This is a genomic window from Gordonia amicalis (assembly GCF_022059885.1).
Taxonomy (GTDB): Bacteria; Actinomycetota; Actinomycetes; order Mycobacteriales; family Mycobacteriaceae; genus Gordonia; species Gordonia amicalis.
Genome location: NZ_CP091855.1, coordinates 5003180 through 5024226, shown reverse-complemented (window position 1 = coordinate 5024226; position 21047 = coordinate 5003180). Strand labels below are relative to the sequence as shown.

At 65.5% G+C, this 21047-nt stretch carries 22 protein-coding genes; 16 read left to right on the top strand and 6 right to left on the bottom strand.

The features are described from left to right. Nucleotides 1-786 (bottom strand): (7aS)-7a-methyl-1,5-dioxo-2,3,5,6,7,7a-hexahydro-1H-indene-carboxyl-CoA hydrolase, encoded by a 786-nt coding sequence (echA20, locus tag IHQ52_RS22985; protein WP_006437738.1) that lies wholly within the window; start codon nucleotides 784-786, stop codon nucleotides 1-3. A 91-nt stretch (nucleotides 787-877) separates the two neighbouring features. Between echA20 and IHQ52_RS22980 the strand changes: the two genes are divergently transcribed. The 11 genes from IHQ52_RS22980 (at nucleotide 878) to IHQ52_RS22930 (ending at nucleotide 10662) form a co-directional block, all read left to right on the top strand. Continuing rightward, complete coding sequence (locus tag IHQ52_RS22980; RefSeq protein ID WP_006437737.1) at nucleotides 878-1666, top strand: SDR family oxidoreductase; 789 nt, start codon at nucleotides 878-880, stop codon at nucleotides 1664-1666. Nucleotides 1667-1710: 44 nt separating this feature from the next. Then, a complete protein-coding gene (locus tag IHQ52_RS22975) occupies nucleotides 1711-2607 on the top strand; it encodes an SDR family oxidoreductase (protein WP_006437736.1) in 897 nt (298 codons plus the stop codon). Further along, on the top strand, nucleotides 2604-2996 hold the full coding sequence (locus IHQ52_RS22970) for a DUF8021 domain-containing protein (protein WP_006437735.1): 393 nt from the start codon (nucleotides 2604-2606) through the stop codon (nucleotides 2994-2996). Before IHQ52_RS22975 ends, IHQ52_RS22970 begins: the two co-directional genes overlap by 4 nt. A gap of 204 nt (nucleotides 2997-3200) precedes the next feature. After that, nucleotides 3201-3401, top strand: a complete 201-nt coding sequence (locus IHQ52_RS22965) for a hypothetical protein (protein ID WP_232513021.1) — start codon at nucleotides 3201-3203, stop codon at nucleotides 3399-3401. 211 nt (nucleotides 3402-3612) lie between these two features. Then, nucleotides 3613-4275 (top strand): hypothetical protein, encoded by a 663-nt coding sequence (locus IHQ52_RS22960; protein WP_168432465.1) that lies wholly within the window; start codon nucleotides 3613-3615, stop codon nucleotides 4273-4275. Nucleotides 4276-4394: 119 nt separating this feature from the next. Next, nucleotides 4395-6050: an IS21 family transposase gene (istA, locus tag IHQ52_RS22955; protein WP_238063992.1), complete on the top strand. Its 1656-nt coding sequence runs from the start codon at nucleotides 4395-4397 to the stop codon at nucleotides 6048-6050. A 4-nt stretch (nucleotides 6051-6054) separates the two neighbouring features. Then, nucleotides 6055-6855: an ATP-binding protein gene (locus IHQ52_RS22950; protein WP_006438890.1), complete on the top strand. Its 801-nt coding sequence runs from the start codon at nucleotides 6055-6057 to the stop codon at nucleotides 6853-6855. 56 nt (nucleotides 6856-6911) lie between these two features. Beyond that, nucleotides 6912-7628 (top strand): hypothetical protein, encoded by a 717-nt coding sequence (locus IHQ52_RS22945; protein ID WP_182155432.1) that lies wholly within the window; start codon nucleotides 6912-6914, stop codon nucleotides 7626-7628. Nucleotides 7629-7766: 138 nt separating this feature from the next. Further along, nucleotides 7767-9158 carry a Mu transposase domain-containing protein gene (locus IHQ52_RS22940; RefSeq protein WP_238064307.1) on the top strand — a complete coding sequence of 464 codons (1392 nt, stop codon included), beginning with the start codon at nucleotides 7767-7769 and terminating at the stop codon, nucleotides 9156-9158. Continuing rightward, nucleotides 9155-10006, top strand: coding sequence for an IS21-like element helper ATPase IstB (gene istB / locus IHQ52_RS22935; protein ID WP_006438910.1), 852 nt, complete (start codon nucleotides 9155-9157; stop codon nucleotides 10004-10006). Before IHQ52_RS22940 ends, istB begins: the two co-directional genes overlap by 4 nt. A gap of 281 nt (nucleotides 10007-10287) precedes the next feature. Continuing rightward, nucleotides 10288-10662 (top strand): hypothetical protein, encoded by a 375-nt coding sequence (locus IHQ52_RS22930; protein WP_157228314.1) that lies wholly within the window; start codon nucleotides 10288-10290, stop codon nucleotides 10660-10662. A 108-nt stretch (nucleotides 10663-10770) separates the two neighbouring features. Here IHQ52_RS22930 and IHQ52_RS22925 read toward each other — a convergent pair whose 3' ends face one another. After that, a complete protein-coding gene (locus tag IHQ52_RS22925) occupies nucleotides 10771-11427 on the bottom strand; it encodes a GNAT family N-acetyltransferase (protein ID WP_006437015.1) in 657 nt (218 codons plus the stop codon). Between the two features lie 156 nt (nucleotides 11428-11583). On the opposite strand from IHQ52_RS22925, the gene fadD8 reads away from it, so the two are divergent. After that, a complete protein-coding gene (gene fadD8, locus IHQ52_RS22920; RefSeq protein ID WP_006437014.1) occupies nucleotides 11584-13230 on the top strand; it encodes a fatty-acid--CoA ligase FadD8 in 1647 nt (548 codons plus the stop codon). 117 nt (nucleotides 13231-13347) lie between these two features. Here fadD8 and IHQ52_RS22915 read toward each other — a convergent pair whose 3' ends face one another. Next, the gene (locus IHQ52_RS22915) at nucleotides 13348-14289 is read right to left on the bottom strand and encodes a helix-turn-helix transcriptional regulator (RefSeq protein ID WP_006437013.1); all 942 of its coding nucleotides are present in this window, start codon (nucleotides 14287-14289) and stop codon (nucleotides 13348-13350) included. A gap of 88 nt (nucleotides 14290-14377) precedes the next feature. Between IHQ52_RS22915 and IHQ52_RS22910 the strand changes: the two genes are divergently transcribed. Continuing rightward, a complete protein-coding gene (locus IHQ52_RS22910) occupies nucleotides 14378-14983 on the top strand; it encodes a TIGR03086 family metal-binding protein (protein WP_006437012.1) in 606 nt (201 codons plus the stop codon). A 15-nt stretch (nucleotides 14984-14998) separates the two neighbouring features. Here the strand turns inward: IHQ52_RS22910 and IHQ52_RS22905 are convergent, their stop codons facing one another. Next, a complete protein-coding gene (locus tag IHQ52_RS22905) occupies nucleotides 14999-16243 on the bottom strand; it encodes a cytochrome P450 (protein WP_006437011.1) in 1245 nt (414 codons plus the stop codon). Between the two features lie 133 nt (nucleotides 16244-16376). Here IHQ52_RS22905 and IHQ52_RS22900 point away from each other — a divergent pair, with 133 nt between their 5' ends. Further along, nucleotides 16377-16997: a TetR/AcrR family transcriptional regulator gene (locus tag IHQ52_RS22900; RefSeq protein WP_006437010.1), complete on the top strand. Its 621-nt coding sequence runs from the start codon at nucleotides 16377-16379 to the stop codon at nucleotides 16995-16997. Between the two features lie 175 nt (nucleotides 16998-17172). Here IHQ52_RS22900 and IHQ52_RS22895 read toward each other — a convergent pair whose 3' ends face one another. Both IHQ52_RS22895 and IHQ52_RS22890 read right to left on the bottom strand, forming a co-directional pair. Then, nucleotides 17173-17670 (bottom strand): nitroreductase family deazaflavin-dependent oxidoreductase, encoded by a 498-nt coding sequence (locus IHQ52_RS22895; protein WP_006437009.1) that lies wholly within the window; start codon nucleotides 17668-17670, stop codon nucleotides 17173-17175. A 4-nt stretch (nucleotides 17671-17674) separates the two neighbouring features. After that, nucleotides 17675-18838, bottom strand: a complete 1164-nt coding sequence (locus tag IHQ52_RS22890; protein WP_006437008.1) for a steroid 3-ketoacyl-CoA thiolase — start codon at nucleotides 18836-18838, stop codon at nucleotides 17675-17677. Between the two features lie 344 nt (nucleotides 18839-19182). On the opposite strand from IHQ52_RS22890, the gene IHQ52_RS22885 reads away from it, so the two are divergent. Together IHQ52_RS22885 and IHQ52_RS22880 are read left to right on the top strand one after the other, a co-directional pair. Further along, the gene (locus IHQ52_RS22885; RefSeq protein WP_006437007.1) at nucleotides 19183-20502 is read left to right on the top strand and encodes a cytochrome P450; all 1320 of its coding nucleotides are present in this window, start codon (nucleotides 19183-19185) and stop codon (nucleotides 20500-20502) included. Then, nucleotides 20499-20948 (top strand): nuclear transport factor 2 family protein, encoded by a 450-nt coding sequence (locus IHQ52_RS22880; RefSeq protein ID WP_006437006.1) that lies wholly within the window; start codon nucleotides 20499-20501, stop codon nucleotides 20946-20948. The genes IHQ52_RS22885 and IHQ52_RS22880 overlap by 4 nt, the downstream gene beginning before the upstream one ends. Nucleotides 20949-21047: the final 99 nt, after the last annotated feature.

Genomic DNA, 21047 nt, shown 5'->3' with positions numbered 1-21047 from the left:
TCAGGCGTGTCCTCCGTTGTGAGAAGCGTTCGAGGCGAGCGGTTTACCGGTCGAGACGAAGGCGTCGCGGTGCTCGTCGGCGACGCCGGCCAGGTTCAGCTCGAAGGTGTAGCCCTGTTCCAGGCGGTAACTGGCCTTCACGTCCACCGGATCGATGTTGTTGATGGCCTCTTTGGCCGCGCGGATCACCCGGGTGTCCTTGGCCGCGATGGCCTCGGCGACCTCGAGTGCGGCGTCGAGCAGGTCCTCGCGGGGGACGACCCGGTACACCGAACCGAAGTGCTCGAGTTGCTGGGCGGTGACGTTCTTCGCGGTGAAGTAGAGGGTGCGCATCATGTGCTGCGGCACCAGGCGCGCGAGATGTGTTGCCGCACCGAGGGCGCCGCGGTCGACCTCGGGAAGCCCGAAGACCGCGTCGTCGGAGGCGACGATGACATCGGCGTTGCCGACCAGACCGATTCCGCCGCCCACGCAGAAGCCGTTGACCGCGACGACCACCGGCACCGCGCAGTCGTAGACCGCGCCGAAGGCGGCCGCGCATCCCCGGTTGGCGCCGATCAGGGCGTCGAAGCCCTCGGTGGCCTGCATCTCCTTGATGTCGACGCCGGCGTTGAAGCCTCGTCCTTCGGCGCGTAACACCACGACGTGTGTGGCCGGATCGTTGCCGGCCGCCGTGATGGCGTCGGCGAGTTCGAACCACGCTGCCGATGGCAGCGCGTTGACCGGCGGGTAGTCGACCGTGATGGTCACGATGCCGGACTCGGTACGTGTCGTGGTGATCGGCACGCGTGCTCCTCTCGTGGCTGCGTTGGCAACCTCGTGGGCTGCGCAAGCATTGAACCAAGCAAGTGCTTGGTTGTTTGGTAGGGTAGCACCCATGCAGACGCAGTCACAGGCCGAGCTGGGCCTGGTCGGGAAGGTTGTCCTGGTCACCGGTGGTGCACGCGGAGTCGGTGCGGGTATCACGCGGGTGTTGTCGACCCTCGGTGCCCGGCCGGTCATCTGCGGCCGGAGTGCGGACAGTCTCGCCGACGACCTTCGCGAGATCGACTTCGTCTCGTGCGACGTCCGCGACGCCGCGGCCGTCGAGGCGATGATCGACGACATCGTCGACCGCGCCGGACGCATCGACGGGGTGGTCAACAACGCCGGTGGGTCGCCCTTCGCGCTGGCCGCCGACGCATCGGTCCGGTTCGCGAGCAAGATCGTCGACCTCAACCTCCTGGCCCCGCTGGCGGTGGCGAAGGCGGCGAACGCGGTCATGCAGACGCAGCCGGACGGTGGGGCGATCGTCAACGTGTCGAGCGTGAGCGGACACCGGCCGTCGCCCGGGACGTCGGCGTATGGAGCCGCCAAGGCGGGCCTCGACAACCTGATGACTTCGCTCGCCGTCGAATGGGCCCCGAAGGTGAGGGTCAACTCGGTCGTCGCCGGACCCGTGGAGACCGAGCAGTCGCATCTCCACTACGGGGACGACGCCGGAGTCGCTGCCGTGGGCGCCACCATCCCGCTGGGCCGGATGGCAACCCCCGTCGACGTCGGCAACGCCGTTGCCTTCCTGCTGTCACCGCTGGCGGGATACATCAGCGGCTCGACGCTCACCGTGCACGGCGGGGGCGAGAAGCCGGCCTTCCTCGACGCCGCGACCGCCGGCAACGCCGTCTGACCCACCGCACAAGCACAGTCTTCGCAGTTCAGAAAGGAAACACCTTGAGTAGCAAGTTGAATGAGGGCCGCGTCGTCATCGTGACCGGTGCCGGACAGGGCATCGGACGAGCCCACGCGCTCGCGTTCGCCGCCGACGGGGCGAAGGTCGTGGTCAACGACTATGCGGAGGATCTCGCTGCCGGGGTCGTGGACGAGATCGTCGCGGCCGGCGGCGAAGCCGTCGTCTCGGTGGGCGACGTGGCCGACTGGAAGAGTGGCGAGGCCATGGTCGCCACCGCCCTCGACGCCTTCGACCGGCTCGACGTGCTCGTCAACAACGCGGGATTCGTCCGCGACCGCATGCTGGTGTCGCTGTCGGAGGACGAGTGGGATGCCGTCATTCGCGTGCACCTCAAGGGTCACTTCGTCGGCTTGCGTCATGCCGCGGCCCACTGGCGGGCCGAGGCCAAGGCGGGTCGTACGCCGCAGGCGCGGATCATCAACACGAGTTCCGGTGCCGGACTGTACGGTTCGATCGGCCAGGGCAACTATGTCGCGGCCAAGGCGGGTATCGCGGCGCTCACCGTCCAGGCGGCCGCCGAACTGGGCGGCTACGGCGTCACGGTCAACGCGATCGCGCCCGCGGCCCGGACCCAGATGACGATGGGTGCCGGTGACGAGATGGCCGCGCAGATGGCCGCCCCCGCGGACGGATCGTTCGACGCGATGGATCCGGCGAACATCTCACCGCTCGTGGTGTGGCTCGGCTCGCCCGAGTCGGCGTCGGTGAGCGGTCGGGTCTTCGAGGTCGAGGGCGGCAAGATCTCGGTGACCGACGGCTGGCAGCGAAGCGTCGAGCGGGACAAGGGGTCTCGCTGGGAGGTTGCCGAACTCGGTCCGGTGGTGGAGGAGATCCTGGCGAAGGCGCCGGTCCCCATGCCGGTCTACGGCGCGCGGTGACCTCGGCGGACAGAGACCAGCAGCGGGTCGCGGCGGCCCGCGCATATGTCGACGCCCTGGTCAGCCACGACCCGTCGGCGGTGTCGCTGCATCCCGACTGCACCCGCGTGGAATTCGGTCTGCGGACCGGCCGCAACGGCCCCCACATCGCACGAAGCCTCGCGCGGGGTCCGCAGTTCCGGTTGATCCACCGCGTCTCGGACTTCACCGCGACGGTCGACGGTCACAGCGTCACCACGCGGTATGTGGTGCATGTCCGACCCCGGACCCTGCGACTCGGTGCTCCGGTGTCGGAGACCTTCGTCGTCGACGAGGAGAACCGGATTCGCGCGATCGTCGCGCGGTTCGGACTACCGCGTCCTTACTTGGCCCCGCACGCCCAGCAGTGACCGACGCGTCTACTACTTTCGGGACGGGTCGTCGAGTGCGATGCGTTGCCTGTTGGGTAGTGGGTGCGAGGACCTGTGGATGCCGACGAGACGGCTCGCCGATATGTGCCTAGCATCGGTTGAGCAGGTACTTCGCCGGGCGACTGCGCGCAGATTGTGGCAGGCGCAGTACTGTGTTCTGCGTAGCCATCTCGGGGGAGAAACATGTCGGATCTGGTCGTAAAGCCTGAATCGTTGATTTCGGCCGCTCAGGCGATCGAGCAGAGTGCATCTCGGATCGGCGAGCTGACGCTCGGTCCAGGCGGGGAAGACGGCTACGCCACAGAGTCCTTCAGCTCTCTCGTGAATGCGTTCCGCGGTGCGACGCACGATATGTCGCGTATCGCGTCGAAAACGGACAAGTAGATCGCGACCGCGTTGTCGAACACCTCAGACGCCGTCTCCTCATTCGCCGCGTTGGTGATGAACTGCCGGAACATCACCGTTGAGGCTGACGATGACAGTGCCAAGCGGATCGAGGACTCTATCGGATATCCGACACGCGTCGGGGCGCTCACCGATCATCTTGTCCCGGCTCCCATCCTTGAGGACGTCACAGCGAAGGCATCTCGCTGAGATGACGCCTAGCTACGACGAGATCGCGTCGTGGAAGCCGGAGGCACTGACCCCGATCGCGAATGGGTTGTTTGCACTCAAGGCGAACCTCGACCTTGAAGCCCCGAAAGCCGGGAACCCGGTCCTGAATCTGATGCGCGGCGAGTGGACCGGAGACGCACGTGGACCTGCCGACGACCGTGCCGTGTCCATCACGTGCTGGCTTCAGAGCATGGCCGATGAGTACGGCGATCTGGCGCAGACCTTGAATACCGACGCAGGCGACATCGCCAGCGCCAGGACCGGACTGAGAAACGCTACCGATGCCGCCGCGGACCTCGGGTATGTCCTCGACACGGCGAGCCGTGACTACATGCTGAATTTTGTTCCGGAGAAGGCGCCCGACGGCGCGGAGTTCGACGCCACCACGGCTGCCGAGATCCAGGGACGATTGAAGGGCTTGGGAGATGCCGCAGACCAGGCTGTCACCTCTGCCGGTAGCGCGATCAGCGCTGCGGTCGGCGAGCTCTACGCCATGGCCCCGGAATCTCTCGTTGTCAACAGCGGTTTGGTTGCCAATCAGATCGAGGCTTTCCGCAAAGTCTATGGACGGGAGCCCGACACCCTCAATGACTGGCGAATGGCAGCAGCGTTGGACCTCCACAGTTGTCATTTGCCACCGTGAAGGGACCACCTGGGCTGATTGTTTGCCATAGGGATGGGACCACCTGGATTGCCAGTTATGGGACCACCGGCGCGTCGCGCTGGTGGTCCTTCATTTTGTCCGTTGACTCGGCCGTGACGATGTTCACGGAAGGGGCCGACGGCATGGGCTACCGGGAGGTTGCAGTGGAAGAGATCAGAGAAGTCCTGCGGTTGTGGTTGGGCCTTGCGGTGGGGTTACCGGCGCCGGGTCTGCGCACGATCGCCGCGCGTGCGGGTGTCGATAGGAAGACGGTGCGACGCTACATCGCGGCGGCGCAGGCGGCGGGGTTGACGCGCGATGTCGGTGCGTCGGCACTGACCGATGAGTTGCTCGGTGCGGTGGTGGCCGGGGTGCGTCCGGCGCGGCCGAATGGTCATGGCCAGGCGTGGGAAGCGTTGGTGCCGTTCAGCGAACAGATCACGCAGTGGGTGAGGGGAGGAACGCCGGAGAATCCAGAACCGTTGACGGTGACGAAGATTCACATCCTGCTGGCCCGTCAGGGGTGTGTGGTCCCGTATCGGACGCTGGTGCGGTTCGCGACCGAGTGCTGTGGGTATCGCCGCACCACGACCACGGTGCGGGTGGCCGATGGGGATCCCGGGGTGGAGTGCCAGATCGACTTCGGCTACCTCGGGATGCTCGATGATGCGGCAACAGGTAAGCGCCGCAAAGTGTTCGCGCTGGTGTTCACCGCCGTGTACTCGCGGCACACGTTCGTGTGGCTCTCACACACCCAAACCCTGTCAACGATCCTCGAGGGCTGTTCAGCGGCGTGGGAGTTCTTCGGCGGCGTGTTCGCTGTGATCATTCCGGACAACATGAAACCTATTGTCACCCAAGCAGACACCCTCAATCCGAGGTTGTCTCGGGGCTGGTTGGACTACGGCCAGCATGCCGGGTTCGTCACCGACACCGCCCGAGTCGCCACACCAACCGACAAGCCGCGGGTAGAACGCACCATCCACTACGTGCAGAACAACTTTTGGGCCGGTGAGCGATTCTCGAGCCTGCCCGATGCCCAGGCCGCCGCGGTGGCGTGGTGCCAGAGCACCGCGGGGCTGCGGATTCACGGCACCACCGCCGCCGCGCCAGCGGTGCTGTTCGACACAGACGAGCGCGCCCACCTGTTACCGATACCGGCCGACTACGACGTACCGATCTTCAAAACTGTCAAGGTGCACAGAGACTTTCACGCCTCGGTCGGCAAAGCACTGTACTCACTGCCCGAAACCTGGATCGGCTCGACACTGGACGTTCGCCTGGACAGCGAAGCGGTGAAGTTCTATCACCGCGGCGAGTTGGTCAAGCAACACCCGCGCCAGCCCGCCGGTGGGCAGAGCACCGACCCCAACGACTACCCCGCAGACAAGGCCGCCTACGCGCTGCGCAACATCAGCAAGCTGCAGGCCACCTGCGAGCATCACGGCCCCCATATCGGGCTCTACGCGGCCCGTATCGTCGACGACCCGCGCCCGTGGTCTCGGGTGCGGGCGGTGTACACCCTGCTCGGCCTGGTGCGCACCTACGGGCCCGGACCTGTCGATGCTGCCTGTGCCACCGCCCTGGAGTTCGATGTCATCGCCGTGCCCAAGATCGCCTCGATGCTTGAGCAGGCCACCGAGAACACCACCCCGGACATGCCCGTGGCCGCCGGGTCGGAATCGTCTCGCTTTGCCCGCGACCCCTCCGAATACGCAACCAACAGAACACAGTTGACACTTGTTCCTAACCCCGACAACACCATTCAGGAGTGAACCGATGACCCGAACCACCAACAGTGTGCCCGAACCTGTCGGCGCCGACATGCTCGGCCTGCTCAAAACCCTCAAACTCGGAGCCCTCGCCGACACCCTGCCCCAACGCGCAGCCCTGGCCCGCCAACACAAAACCTCGCACCTGACGTTCCTGCAACAATTGCTCGCCGATGAAGTCTCACGGCGTGAATCCAGCTCCGCCGCCCGACGATCAGCCAAGGCAGGTCTCGACCCCAGCATGCGGATCGACAACTGGCGCGCGGCAGACGATCTACTCTACGACCGCCCCCTGCTCGAGGACCTCACCACCCTGCGGTTCATCGACGCCGGCCACTCCGCGATCCTGCTCGGCCCCGTCGGAGTCGGCAAAACACACCTAGCAAACGCGTTGGGCCACATGGCCATCGGCCGACGCAAAACAGTGCTGTTCGCGCGAGCGGACAAACTGTTCCACCGACTCAAAGCCGCCCGCCTCGACAACAGCGTCGACGCCGAACTCCGCCGCATCACCGCCGTCGACATCCTGATCATCGACGACTTCGCACTCAGAGCGCTCGACGCGACCGAAACCAACGACTTCTACGAACTCATCGTCGAACGCCACCAGCAGACCAAGACCACCATCGTCACATCCAACCGAGAACCCGCCGAATGGCTCACCATGACCGCCGACGCGCTACTGGCCCAATCGGCCATCGACCGACTCACCTCACGCGCGCACACCCTCGTCATCGAAGGCCCCTCCTACCGCCAACGACACCGACCCGGACTTGACCGACCCAACCCCGCAGAGCATCCTCAATAACGCGCCAAGGTGGTCCCATCCTCGTGGCAATCCAGGCGGTCCCATAGCAGTGGCAAATGACACACAGTTATAACCCCAAGAACCAAGGGGTCCCGCCGGTCATCAGCGTCATCAAGATTGACCCCGTACCCGGACAGGGTGTTGTCGCCACTGGTCTGTTCATCCCCAACGGCAAGGTACTCGGGGGAGCATCGCGGCACTATGGAGACGGCCGCGAATTTGACCCGAACTTCGCCCCCGAGAACACCCGGGTCTCGTACTTCATCGACTACGAGAACGGCATAGTGATTGCGCGGCAGAATCCGTCGGCCGATACGGTGGGGCAAGTCAGGACCGGCACGCCCAAGATGTCTGCTGCTCAGCTGCCAGACGGCACTGTGTTGATCAACTACGACGCCGCGGATCCACTTGCTCCTGGGCCGGCTGGTGACGCGGGGTGGAGGGTGCGCGGACAGACGATCGTGACCCCTGGCGTTGACGGTGCCCTGGTCTCGGGGGTTGCGACCGACTTCCCGTCGATGGAGACCTACCAGTACCTACCTGACGGCAAGACCAGGATCTTGCATCAAGACGACTCCGGCGACCACATCGGGTTAGGGCCGCTCGTGCATCTCCCGTTCCGCCATGAGTACGGGGACTATCAATGGGACTTGCAAGGATTTCCGAGAGAGAACAACCCCGAGCAAGTGTATGGTCCTCATCCGCCCGGCATCGAGGGGATAACGGACTTCGGATCGGCAGACAGTCCGCCTACCGTCAAAGGAGCCGCATGAGTGACGGCGCTCATCGAAATTCCCTAGTTTCGCTCACCGAAATTCCCTACCCGTGTGGCATCGCCAACGAGGGCGGGTCTCCCCGGATGCTGGTGGTCTCTGACCACGCACCAGCTATCCAAAGGAGACCCGCTCCTCATGCTTACACGAGAGGAAGACGTGGAAATTCGCGCCCTGAAAGAACGAGGCTGGACGATCGCGGCGATCGCCCGTCACACCGGCCGAGACCCCAAAACAATCCGGTCCTACCTGAACGGCACCACCGCCCCTGGCGTGCGTAAACGTAGCGCCCCGGACCCGTTCGACAGGTTCGTCGCCTACGTCACCGCCCGCCTGCTCGACGACCCGCATCTGTGGGTGCGGACGTTATGCGACGAACTCGAAGACCTCGGCTACGCGATGTCGTATCAGACACTTTCCCGCAAGATCCGCGAGCTGGCGCTGCGACCGATCTGCCAGGCCTGCCTGACCGCCACCGAACGTCCCAACGCTGTCATCGAACACCCACCTGGTGAAGAGACACAATGGGATTGGGTGGATCTTCCCGATCCACCGGCCACCTGGGGCTGGGGTTCGACAGCCCACTTGTTCGTCGGCACCCTCGCCTGTTCAGGCAAGTGGCGCGGCGTACTGGCCCCAGCGATGACACAACCGCATGTCGTCGATGGACTCGATCGGATCAGCCGAGGACTGGGCGGAATCAGCCGAGTCTGGCGATTCGACCGGATGGCCACGGTCTGCCATCCAGAATCGGGACGCATCACTGCGAGCTTCGCCGGCGTCGCCAAATACTATGGAGTCTCGGTCGCGATCTGCCCACCGCGCCGCGGCAACCGCAAAGGGGCAGTGGAGAAGTCCAATCACACTGCCGCCCAACGCTGGTGGCGCACATTGCCCGACGATGTGACCGTTGAACAAGCTCAAGCGAGTCTCGATCAGTTTTGCCGCACCCGCGGCGATACCCGCTTACGGGCAACCAAAGACGGCAAAGCCTCCGTAGCGACGATCGCGACCGCCGAAGGGCTGCACCCCCTGCCAGCCACCGCGTATCCCGCGATTCTGGCCACCGAGCGCACCGTCTCACGACAAGCATTGGTCGCCTACCGCGGCAACCGCTACTCGGTTCCACCCGAGCTCGCCTGCGCACAGGTCACCGTCACCCAGGTCCTGGGCACCGAGGTCATCGACGTCGTCACCGCCTCGGGAATCACCATCGCCCGCCACCAGCTGGCGGCCGACGGGACCGGGGCGATGGTCCGCGATCACGGCCACATCTACGCCCTCGAACAAGCAGCCATGGCCAGCGCGAACACCGGACGACCCCACCGCCGCAAAGAACGCATCCCACCCGGCCCGGACTCCATCGCTGCCGCACAGCAGCTTCAGGCAACAGCTAGCAAAGCCGATCAGCACGACTCCATGATTACCGAAACAGTCACTAGTGCAACCCAATCCGAAGAATCAGACGCAGTGATATACGACCTTTCGGTCTACGAACGTGCCGCCCACGGAAGGAACACCCTGTCATGACCACCCACGACACACCGACCGGCGCCGACCGGTTGCCGGCACCGAACACCGCCGAAGCCGCCAGCCTCTACCAACGCCTGCGCGGGCATCTCGCGGTCCTCAAACTTCACGACGCCGCCGAAGCGCTGCCCTCGGTCCTGAACCAAGCAGCCGCCGAAGAACTATCGATGACCGCAACACTGGACCGGCTCCTTTCCATAGAAGTCGAGGCCACTGAAGCACGCCGGCTACTGGGTCGCCTGCGGTTCGCGTGCCTGCCCACACCAGCATCACTGCAGGACTTCGACTACGACGCCGCCGCAGGCATCGACCGCAAGCTGATCGAGGAACTAGCAACCTGCAGATACCTCGAAACAGCGACGAACGTGCTGCTCATCGGCCCTCCAGGAGTCGGAAAAACACATCTGTCGGTCGGACTCGCCCGCGCCGCGGCGCACGCCGGATACCGGACGTACTTCACCACCGCAGCCGACCTCGCGGCCCGCTGCCACCGAGCCGCCCTCGAAGGCAGATGGGCCACCACGATGCGATTCTATGCCGGGCCGACACTGCTCGTGATCGACGAACTCGGGTATCTTCCGCTGCCCGGCGAAGCGGCATCAGCTTTGTTTCAGGTTGTCTCACAACGATATATGAAGACATCAATCGTAATGACAACCAACCGTGGCGTGGGATCGTGGGGCGAAGTACTCGGCGACAACACCGTCGCCGCAGCAATGCTCGACCGCCTCCTACACCGCTCGGTCGTACTCAACCTCGATGGCGATTCCTACCGCTTACGAGACCACAACGCACGAACGGAAAAGCTCCGCAAAGCCACCACCGGAACCCGCCAACCGCTACAGTAAACACCGCTCACAGGTAGGGAATTTCACCGAGCATGATCAGGGAAATTCGCTGAGCCTCGTCATGAGCACGCCCGATATCAACTCACGCAACGCAGCACAATGACCAGCGAGCAGGCTGCGACAGTCGAGCCCGGCGACAGTACCAGTCAACGGAGTTACGCGACGAGGACGTGCGTGGCTCTCCTGCTCATGATTTTGTGTTTCTTTGCCTCGTATTTTGCTGAGCGCTTGCCCATTTACCAGGGCGCCAAGGCGATTCCGGTCGCAATCATCGTGGGAGCATGCGTTCTGGCGATATTCAGAAACACGCGCGGCTGGGCGTCCGTGGTTGCTACAGCCGCGGTTTCCGCGGGGCTCGCCCGACTGATTTTCGAAAGCGCGACGTGAACCCGATTACGAGCGAAGTCCAGGACCATCGGTTCTTCGGGCCAATGACACCGTTCGCTGCAATCGGCACATTGGCGCTGGCCCCGTTGACCTGGATCGTGGTGTTGGCGGCCAGCTTCGTGCTGTACCTTCTGGTGGCCGTTGTCGGTGGGTTCTTGATGTTCAACGGTGGTAAGCGTCGTCAGATAGGCGCCGGCATCGTTTTCGGGTCGATGGCGTATGTGCTCGTGTTGGTCGTACTTGCCGTCAGGCTCGCGCTCGGCGCGTGAGCGTTCATGTGCAGCGCCACAGGCCTTCGCGCTCGACCCGCAGCGTAATCCACCGAGAATGATGGACCCACCAACAGCCTGGCAGTGGGTCCAGCGAGAAATGCTGGATTATGCGCCGGGCGCCCGCACGACCATCGGCACTCCGGGGAAATATGCGGCCATCTCCGAGCGCGACTTGCGCAGGGCAGCCGTGCCGTAGCCGGACTTGCGGTACTGCGGGTGGATCCAGATCCGCAGGTCCACCTCGCCGTCCTTCAGTTCGCCGAAGACGAAGCCCACCTTGGATTCTCCCTCGACGGCGACGAGCCACACGGCCTCTTCGGCGTCGACGCGGTCGGCGGCGGCGCTGATCTCGGCGGCGACGTCACCGGCCGGTGCCCCGGAACCGTCGCCGGCGGTGCCGAGTTCGTCGGTGCGGGCCGCGAACAGTTCGGCATCGGCCTCGGCGTCGAACGGGCGCAGGTCGAGGGTGTCCCCGCTGCTGGCCGGACGCTCGGCGAGTGTGAAGGTGAGGGCGTTGTTGAGGTCGTCGAGCTCGGCTTGGTTCTTGCGGCGCTCGTCCTTGGTCAGCTGGTCGAGTTTCATGTCCAGGATCGCCTTGGCGCCCAGCTGCGACTTGCCGAGCAGCTCGACGATCGCCGTGACGGCTTCATCGTGATTCTCCGCGTCGACGATGGCGTCGAGAACCTCGTGGCGGCGTTCCAGCGCGGTCAGCAAGGCGTCGGCGATGTCGCGGCGAGTGGTGGCCAGGTCGAGATCAGTCATACTTCGATCGTAGGGCAACCCGCTCGATCCGTGGCGGGAGTCGCGGATGGGTGAGCGTTCCCCGGAGACCGCAACCTAGAACGTGTTCTACAGGCGATAACCGCGATTTTGGTGGACCTTCTTTCCTGAAGCTGTAACACGTCCTAGTCTTGTGGCATGACGAACGAGGGTACGACGACCGCACCGACCGACTTCGATCACCTTCGCGGGGGCACGCACATGGGCGACCTGATGGTCGCCGCGCTGCGGCGCCATGCCGATCGCACGGTGTTGTCCCTGGGGGACACCGAGATGACCGGCGGCGAGATGGCCGCCGCGATCAGCCGCTACATCCAGGCGTTCGAGGGGCTGGGCGCGGGCACGGGCACCGCGGTCGGCCTGCTGGCACTGAACCGGCCCGAGGTGCTCTTCGTCATCGGGGCCGGCCAGACGCAGGGGTGGCGACGGACCGCGCTGCACCCGCTCGGCTCGCTCGACGACCACGCCTACGTCCTGTCCGACGCCGGTGTCTCGACCCTCATCATCGACCCCGTGCCGATGTTCGTCGAGCGTGCGGCGGCGCTGCTGGAACGTGTCCCCGGACTGAAGCAGGTGCTGACCCTCGGCCCGGTGCCCGAGCAGTTGTCGGCCCAGGCTCGTGACGTCATCGCCGAGGCGGACAATTTCGAACCGAAACCGCTTGTGGCCGAACATCTGTCGCCCGAACACGTCGTCTCGATCACCTACACCGGCGGCACCACCGGAAAACCCAAGGGCGTCATCGGAACCGCGCGCGCGATGGCGACGATGACGCAGATCCAGCTCGCCGAATGGGAGTGGCCGGAGCATCCCCGGTTCCTGCTCTGTACGCCGCTGTCGCATGCGGGTGCGGCATTCTTCATCCCCACCCTCATGAAGGGCGGGTCGATGGTGGTGCTGTCGAAGTTCGATCCGGCCGAGGTCCTCAAGACCATCGAGGAGCAGAAGATCACCGCGACGATGCTCGTGCCGTCCATGCTGTACGCGCTGATGGACCATCCGGATTCGCGGACGCGTGACCTGTCGTCGCTGGAAACGGTGTATTACGGTGCGTCGCCGATCAATCCGGTCCGGCTCGCGGAGGCGATCGAACGGTTCGGCCCGATCTTCGCCCAGTACTACGGCCAGTCCGAGGCGCCGATGGTGATCAGCTACCTCGCCAAGGGGGATCATCCGGGGCCGGGGGAGGACCAGCGTCGCCTGAGCAGTTGCGGCCGGCCGTCGGCCTTCCTGCGCACCGCACTCCTCGGCCCCGACGACAAGCCCGTCCCGCAGGGTGAGCCGGGCGAGATCTGCGTTGCCGGACCACTTCTCGCCGGCGGATACCTCGGACTCCCGGAGCAGACCGCCGAGACCTTCCGCGACGGATGGCTGCGTACCGGCGATGTCGCACGTGAAGACGAGGACGGATTCTGGTTCATCGTCGACCGCACCAAGGACATGATCGTCACCGGTGGCTTCAACGTGTTCCCGCGCGAGGTCGAGGACGTGGTGGCAGAGCATCCTGCGGTGGGCCAGGTCGGCGTGATCGGTGTGCCCGACGAGAAGTGGGGCGAGGCGGTCACCGCGATCGTCGTGCTTCGTCCCGACGCGGACGCCGACGACGCAGCCAAGGAGCGCATCACCGCCGAGATCCAGCAGGCCGTCAAGGATCGCAAGGGTGCCGTGCAGTCACCGAAGCGGGTGATCTTCGCCGATGCACTGCCGTTGACCGCGCTGGGCAAGCCGGACAAGAAGGCACTGCGGGCGCAGTACTGGGCCGACGCGGAGCGCGGGGTCGGCTAGGCGTCCCGCGCCTGGAAACCGCCCCTGGAAACCTCCCCTGGAAACCGCGCTGAGCAGGCGGAACGCCGACATACTGTCGTCGAGCCGCCTGTGGAGGGCGGATTTCGGGGGCGCATTTCAGGGGCGGGCGAGGACCGCTCGCGCCCGGTCGGCCAACGACTCCCGGACCCACTGCGGTTCGAGGACCGCGATGTCGAGGTCGAACATCGCCGCCCACAACGCGCCGGCGGCATGCCGGCGGTCGGCGAACCGGAGTTCGACCCGTCGACGATCTGCGGCGTCACCCCTCGTCTCCGAGGAGAGCACGATCGCGCGGACCCGATCGACATCGTCGGGGGTGCACTCGACCACGACGTCGACCGCATCGAACGAGGAACGAAACGCGGTACGACGCCGCTCCCAGATCTCTTCCAGATCCACGTCTGCGTCGCGCACCGCCGGTTCGTCCAGGACCTCCACCTCGCTCATCCGCGACAATCGGTACATCCGTTCCTCGGTCCCGTCACCCGCACCGTGTGCGACGAGGTACCAGGTGTCGCCCGCGATGATCAGCCCGATCGGATCGAGAATCCGCTCCCGTGCCTCGCCCACCCCACGCGGGCGGTACCGGGTGCGGATGCGCCTGCCCGCGAAGACCGCGAACTGCACCGGATCGAGAGCGTCGAGTTCCTTCGGCGTCCGCACGAATCCCTCGGGGCGGACCAGAACCCGCTGGGCGGCCCGTACCGCGGTACCTCTGTACGCCTCGGGCAGTGCCGCGGTGACCTTGCGCATCGCGCTGGCGAAGGCGGGCGAGTCGAGCCGTCCCGTTCCGGCGAGCAGCGAGGTCGCCTCTTCGACCGTCAGGCCGGTGAGGTCGGTGCGATAGCCGGGGACGAGCGAGAACCCGCCGTGCCGGCCGCGCTCCGCGTAGACGGGCACCCCGGACAGCGACAGCGCCTCGATGTCGCGCAGCACGGTCCGCTCCGACACCCCGAGTTCGACGGCGATCGTCGACGCGGTCACCCGATCGTGCTTCTTGAGCAGCATCAGGACCGCGATGAGGCGTTCGGCGCGCATGCCGACGATCATCTCGCACAAACATGACAGAAGATGTCAGGTTTCGCGGTTTGACTGGACTCGTCAGCCACCGACGAAAGGAAAGACCATGAACGCACAGACCACACCGCCGGATCCCCGCCCGGTCTTCGCGGCCGCCACCACCTGGGTCACCGAGCTGCTCTCCGCGGTGACAGCCGACCAGTTCGCCGCCCCGACGCCGTGCGACGACTTCGACGTCCGCACTCTCGGGGCCCATCTGCTTGCGACGGCGCAGCGCGCGGCCGCCCTGCCCGCGGGAGTCGACGTGCGGTCGATGCCGTTCATCGCCGACCGTTTCGACGCGCAGGAGTATGCGGCGGTCGTGGCTCGTGCCCTCGAACTCTGGTCCGACGACGCAACGCTCACCGCGCCGGTGCAGGTCCCGTGGGGTGAGGTTCCCGGCGCCGGTGCGTTGTGGGGTTATGTCAACGAAAGTCTGGTGCACGGTTGGGATCTCGCGGTGGCGACCGGGCAGCCGTCCGAAGCCGTCCCGAAAGCCGCCGCCGCGACGCTCGCGATCGCGCGTCAGTTCATCCCCGCCGAGATCCGCGAGGACCCGAACGTTCCCTTCGGCGTCGTTGTCGAGCCGCGGGACGGCGCCGTGCCGACCGAGACGCTGGCCAACTGGTCCGGACGGCGTTCCGCGGCATGGATTCCGGCCGCGACTCGGTGAACCGGTCCGGCCACCTCAGTTCCGGTAGGAGACGTCGAACTGTTTGACCCCGTTCAGCCAGCCCGATCGCACACGACGCAGTTCGCCGAGCCGGGCGATGTCGGGCAGGGTGTCGGCGATCGCGTTGAAGATCAGGTTGAGTTCGAGTCGGGCGAGGTTGGCGCCGATGCAGAAGTGGGCGCCGTTGCCGCCGAAGGACAGGTGCGGGTTGGGATCTCGCGTGATGTCGAAGGTGAACGGGTCGTCGAAGACCTCTTCATCGAAGTTCGCGGAGCTGTAGAACAACCCGACACGCTGGCCGGCGGCGACGTCGACGTCGCCGATTCGGGTGTCGGTCAGGGCGGTTCGCTGGAATCCATGGACCGGGGTGGACCATCGCAGGATCTCCTCGATGGCCGTCGCCGGACGTTCCCGCCGGTAGAGCTCCCACATCTCCGGATGGTCCAGGAAGGCGTTCATCCCGTGCGACGTCGCGTTGCGGGTTGTCTCGTTGCCGGCGGTGATGAGCAGGACGACGAAGAAACCGAACTCGATCTCGGTCATTCTCTCGCCGTCGATGTCGGCCTCGATGAGGGCGGTGATGAGGTCGTCGGTCGGGTTCTTGCGGCGTTCCTCCGCCATCGCATATGCGTAGGCGAGTACCTCGGCGTTCGCGGTCGCCGGGTCGATGGTCTCGTCGGGGTCGTCGTTGTTGATCATCGCGTCGACGAGCACGTGGAGCCGCTCGCGATCGGCCTGCGGGACGCCGATGAGGTCGAGGATCGACTGCAGGGGTAGATGCACCGCGATGTCGTCGACGAAATTGCCGCTGCCCTTGGCGGCCGCGGCCTCGACGATCTCGTGAGCCGAGGCCGCCAGTTGGTCCTTGAGCAGTGCTACCGCCCGCGGAGTGAACATGCGCGACACGATCTTTCGCAGTCGAGTGTGCTCCGGCGGGTCGTGGTTGATGAGCAACGCCTTCGTGAGTTCGATCTGGTCGGGCGTCACGTAGTCGGGCAGGCGCAGGATCGCGCCCTTGGCGTTGGTGGACCACAGCTGGTTGTTCTTCGAGATCTCGCGGATGTGCGCGTGCTTGGAGATCACCCAGAAACCGCCGTCGGTGAACCCCGATGTACCTACCGGCTGCGCATTCCACCAGACGGGTGCGGTGCGGCGGAGCTCGGCGAACTCCTTGACCGGCATGCCGTGCTGCTGGAGTAGATCGGGGTCGGTGAAGTCGAAACCGTCGCGGAACGGATTGACCTTCGTCGGTGTCGTCATCTCGAACCTCCGGGTGGACGAGCACGCATGTACGCGATCTGTGCTACATCACCACACCATACATCATTGGGTCATGCGTATGGTCAGCTCGAGACGCGGGCAAACGGACTGGTGACGGTAGGCTCATGACCTGATGCGCACACATGGTTGGAGCGGTCGGGTACCCGTCAACGACGCCGAGGCGGTCGCGCGCATCCTGGCGGCGACCCGCACGACCATCGACCGGCGTGGCACGGCCACCAGCATCGCCGACGTCGCACGTGAACTCGGGGTCACCCGGCAGACGGTGTACCGCTATTTCTCCGGCACCGAGGAATTGTTGTCGGCGACCGCCCTCGACGCCGTCGAAGGACTGCTCGAACGGGTGATGACACGACTGGCCGGTATCGCCGAACCCGACGCGGCCCTCGTCGAGGGCATCGCCGCCGTACTCGAGGAGCTCGCCGAAGACGACTACGTCGGCCTACTCCTGCGGGCCGACAAGCTGAGCGTGCCGGTGGTCGGCGGATTCACCTCCGCCGACGCCCGACGATTCGCCCGCACGATGGTCGACCGACTCGAGGTCGGCTGGGCCGAGAATGGCTACGACGCCCACGCCCTCGACCTCATCGCCGAGATCGTCCTGCGCACACTGCAATCCATGGTCCTCGACACCGAGTCGCACCGGACCGGTGCCGAACTCCGGGCTTTTCTCGACGCCTGGACCGGTGCCGCGGTTCGGGAGCTCGCGCGACAGGGCCCGGTCGTTCCCTGAGGTGCGAGCCGGCGCTTGTACTTGCTCCCTGAGGTGCGAGCGCAGCGAGCCACGAAGGGCTGGCGACGTCGACTCACCAGGCCTTCGTGGCTCGTCGCTTGCGCTCCTCACACCTCAGGCAGCACTGCTGGTGTGTCGCGTTCTCTCCGATCAGGCACCAGAGGTGTCGCGCTCCTCAGGCGGCAGCGGCAGGCTTGCAGATCACCACCGGGATCTCCCGGTCGGTCCAGGCGGCGTAGGTGTCGTAATCCGCGTAGACCTTGACCAGATCCGGCCACAATCCGGCGCGCTCGGCGTCGGTGGCGGTATGTGCGACGAGGTCGTACTTCTCCTTGCCGAGCTGGATCGTGACCTGAGGGTTGTCGCGCAGATTGAGGTACCACGCAGGGTGTTTCGCCGAGCCGCCCTGCGAAGCGACTACGACGAACGCGTCCCCGCGACGCAGGTAGATCAGCGGCGCGGTACGCGGCTGACCGGATTTGCGGCCGATGGTGGTGAGCAGGCACACCGGCGCTGGCTTCTTGAGCCCCGCACCGATGCGCCAGGTCTCGCCGAATCGTCCGCCCGTCAGCTTGTACACCGCGGTGTGTGCCCGTGAGCCGAGCTTGATGATGGTGCTGACGATCGGCGAATCGAGCTGGTCCGGTTTCTTGTCCGGGTCGAAGACGGCCACGCGGTCAGATGCGCTCGAGGATGGTGCCGGTGGCCATCGCGCCGCCGGCGCACATGGTGACCAGGGCGGTCTGTCCGTCGCGTCGCTCGAGTTCGTGCAGGGCCGTGGTGATCAGGCGAGAACCGGTGCTGCCCACGGGGTGGCCGAGAGCGATGGCGCCGCCGTTGACGTTGACGCGATCCATGTCGGCGTTGTGGACCTGGGCCCAGCTGAGCACCACCGATGCGAAGGCCTCGTTGATCTCGACGATGTCGATGTCGGACAACGACATTCCCGACTTCGCCAGGACACGTTCAGTCGCCTGGACCGGGCCGTCGAGGTGGAAGTGCGGTTCCGAGCCGACGAGCGCCTGAGCCTTGATGCGGGCGCGCGGCGTCAGGCCGAGGGCACGGGCCTTCGCCTCGTCCATGATCAGCACGGCCGCGGCGCCGTCGGAGATCTGCGACGACGTGCCCGCCGTGTGGATGCCGCCGTCGATGACCGGCTTGAGTGCGGCGAGGGATTCGAGAGTGGTCTCCCGCAGGCCCTGGTCGCGGCTGACATCGATGATGTTGCCCGTCAGCTCGCCGTCCTTGGTCCGCTCGGGCGCCTTGAACGTGAGCACCTCACGGTCGAAGCGTCCTTCGTCCCAGGCCTGGCGGGCGAGGCGCTGGCTTCGTTCGCCGAGTGCGTCGACGTCGGCACGGGTGATGCCGCGTCGCTTGGCGATCCGCTCGGCTGCCTCGAACTGATTCGGCAGGTCCACATTCCATGAGTCCGCGTGGTAAGGGCCGGCATTGGTGCCGACATTCGCGCCGAGCGGCACGGCGGTCATGGTCTCCACGCCGCAGGCGATGCCGACCTCGATGGCGTCCGACGCGATGAGCCCGGCGATGAGGTGATTGGCCTGCTGGGCGGATCCGCACTGGGCGTCGATCGTGGTGGCGCCGGTGTGCTCGGGGAGTCCGGCCGACAGCCAGGCCTTGCGGGTGACGTTGCCCGCCTGCGAGCCTGCCTGCGTGACGCAGCCGCCGATGGCCTGCTCGACGAGGGCCGGGTCGATTCCGGCCTTCTCGATGAGACCGCGCTGCATGATGCCCAGCAACTCCTCTGCGTGGAGGCCCGACAACCACCCGGCGCGCTTGCCGATCGGCGTGCGTGCTGCTTCCACGATGACCGGAACGCCCATCTTCACTCCTTCGTTCACCCGGCGGACCTCGTCCGTCGTCTGCGGGTCGACGGCACTTCGACGGAGGTGTCGAGGCCGTGCAATCAAGCTAGAACATGTTCTATGTTTGCGTCCATGGGCAGCGTCGGAAGGCCGGTCTGGGCGGTGTCGTAGCACGTTCCGCCGGACTTCCGATGCGTACCGGGATACATGGGATCTTATGTCCCCGACGGCCGAACTCCGCAGGTGGGGCGGGTGCGCGATCCAAAAACTAGAACAAGTTCTCATCCGGGGGTGTCGCGTGTGTCACAATGTGGTCTAATGAGATTGAAACAGGTTCTAAATCTCCAGCAAGGTGGTGTGACGTGACCCAGGCCCAGAGTGCCCCGATCGGCAGTGAGCCGACCACGGCGGATTCTGCGCGCACGAGCCCTTCCGACGTAGTCGTGAAGTGTGCGTTCATGGAGCAGGAGGGTTGGGACTTCACCAACCCCGACCTGCTCGAGCAGGGAATCCCGGTGGAGGAGTTCGCGCAGCTCCGTAAGACCGCGCCGGTCTGGTGGAACGCCCAGGCGCCCGGCAAGGGTGGAGGTTTCCACGACGGCGGTTACTGGGTGATCTCGAAGCACGCCCACATCCGCGAGATCTCCAAGAACAACGATGACTGGGAGACCAACGCCAACGGCGTCATCATGCGTTTCGACGACGAGATGACCGCCGAGCAGATCGAGATCACCAAGGCCCTGCTGATCAACCACGATCCGCCGGAGCACACCCGTCTGCGCAAGTTGGTCTCCAAGCTGTTCACTCCCCGTGCGGTGCACTCCCTCGAGGAGAAGCTCGACGACGCCGCCCGCGAGATCGTCACGCGCGCTCTGGAGAAGGGCAGTGGCGACTTCGTCAAGGACGTCGCCGTGGACCTGCCGCTGCTCGCCATCGCCGATCTCCTGGGTGTTCCGGAGCAGGATCGCGAGAAGCTGTTCGACTGGTCGAACTCGATGATGAACGCCGACGACCCGGATTACACCACCGATCCCCAGCAGGCCAACGCCGAAATCCTCGGCTACGGCTACACGATGGCGGAGGAGAAGCGCCGCAACCCGGGCGAGGACATCGTCACCAAGCTCGTGAACGCCGACATCGACGGGCAGTCGCTCGACGAGACGGAGTTCGGCTTCTTCTTCATCCTGTTGACCGTGGCCGGCAACGAGACCACGCGTAACGCCATCAGCCACGGCATGAACGCCTTCCTGGACAACCCCGACCAGTGGGAACTGTTCAAGAAGGAGCGCCCCGCGACGGCCGTCGACGAGATCGTCCGCTGGGCGACCCCGGTCAACTGCTTCCAGCGGACCGCGAAGCGCGACACGCAGATCGGTGGCATCGACATCAAGAAGGGCGAGCGCGTCGGCATGTTCTACGGCTCGGCCAACTACGACGAGGACGTGTTCGACGATCCGTTCTCGTTCAACATCCTTCGCGACCCGAACCCGCACGTCGGCTTCGGTGGCAACGGTGCGCACTTCTGCGTCGGCGCCAACCTGGCGCGCATGGAGATCAACCTGATGTTCAACGCGCTCGCCGATCTCGTCCCGGACATCACCAAGGTCGCCGCGCCGCGTCGTCTGCGTCACGGCTGGATCAACGGCGTCAAGGAACTCCGCGTCGACTACGGGACGAAGTGACCGCGACAGACCCGAAGCCGGCCTACCTGGACATCGACCGCGAGAACCATCCCGCGGTCGTGGCGGGTCGTCGTTCACGAGAGTTCGTGGAGTCCCGCGACAAGCAGGCGTGGATCGACAACTTCGCGCCGGACGCGATCGTCCAGGATCCGGTGGGTCCCTCGATGTTCGATCCGGAGGGTGTCGGATTCCGGGGGTACGAGCGCATCTCGGAGTTCTGGGACAAGTCGATCGCGACCACCGAGAGCATCGAGTTCCGCTTCGACGAGGAGATCATCTGCGGGAACGAGGTCGCCTACATCGGCAGCATCGTCACGCACATCGCAGGTCATGTCTCCGAGGCGCGTGGTGTGTTCACCTACCATGCCGACTCCGAGGGCCGCCTCTCCGCACTGCGGGCCTACTGGGAGGTCGAGAAGACGATCAACTCGGTGCGCAAGGCCTGAACGAGCACACGAACCGCCGCGGGCGGGACCGGTGATGACCTCACCCGTCCCGCCCGCGGTCTTCTTGTCGGATCGGTCGTTACAGTGGTTGCCTCGTGG

Coding starts and splice junctions, on each gene's coding strand:
- IHQ52_RS22960 (WP_168432465.1), top strand. CDS start 3,613: ATGACGCCTAGCTACGACGAGATCGCGTCGTGGAAGCCGGAGGCACTG.
- fadD8 (WP_006437014.1), top strand. CDS start 11,584: ATGACGAACGAGGGTACGACGACCGCACCGACCGACTTCGATCACCTT.
- IHQ52_RS22965 (WP_232513021.1), top strand. CDS start 3,201: ATGTCGGATCTGGTCGTAAAGCCTGAATCGTTGATTTCGGCCGCTCAG.
- IHQ52_RS22915 (WP_006437013.1), bottom strand. CDS start 14,289: ATGCGCGCCGAACGCCTCATCGCGGTCCTGATGCTGCTCAAGAAGCAC.
- istB (WP_006438910.1), top strand. CDS start 9,155: ATGACCACCCACGACACACCGACCGGCGCCGACCGGTTGCCGGCACCG.
- istA (WP_238063992.1), top strand. CDS start 4,395: ATGTTCACGGAAGGGGCCGACGGCATGGGCTACCGGGAGGTTGCAGTG.
- IHQ52_RS22910 (WP_006437012.1), top strand. CDS start 14,378: ATGAACGCACAGACCACACCGCCGGATCCCCGCCCGGTCTTCGCGGCC.
- IHQ52_RS22945 (WP_182155432.1), top strand. CDS start 6,912: ATGACACACAGTTATAACCCCAAGAACCAAGGGGTCCCGCCGGTCATC.
- IHQ52_RS22905 (WP_006437011.1), bottom strand. CDS start 16,243: ATGACGACACCGACGAAGGTCAATCCGTTCCGCGACGGTTTCGACTTC.
- IHQ52_RS22890 (WP_006437008.1), bottom strand. CDS start 18,838: ATGGGCGTTCCGGTCATCGTGGAAGCAGCACGCACGCCGATCGGCAAG.
- IHQ52_RS22980 (WP_006437737.1), top strand. CDS start 878: ATGCAGACGCAGTCACAGGCCGAGCTGGGCCTGGTCGGGAAGGTTGTC.
- IHQ52_RS22925 (WP_006437015.1), bottom strand. CDS start 11,427: ATGACTGATCTCGACCTGGCCACCACTCGCCGCGACATCGCCGACGCC.
- IHQ52_RS22930 (WP_157228314.1), top strand. CDS start 10,288: ATGCGTTCTGGCGATATTCAGAAACACGCGCGGCTGGGCGTCCGTGGT.
- IHQ52_RS22940 (WP_238064307.1), top strand. CDS start 7,767: ATGCTTACACGAGAGGAAGACGTGGAAATTCGCGCCCTGAAAGAACGA.
- IHQ52_RS22900 (WP_006437010.1), top strand. CDS start 16,377: ATGCGCACACATGGTTGGAGCGGTCGGGTACCCGTCAACGACGCCGAG.
- IHQ52_RS22950 (WP_006438890.1), top strand. CDS start 6,055: ATGACCCGAACCACCAACAGTGTGCCCGAACCTGTCGGCGCCGACATG.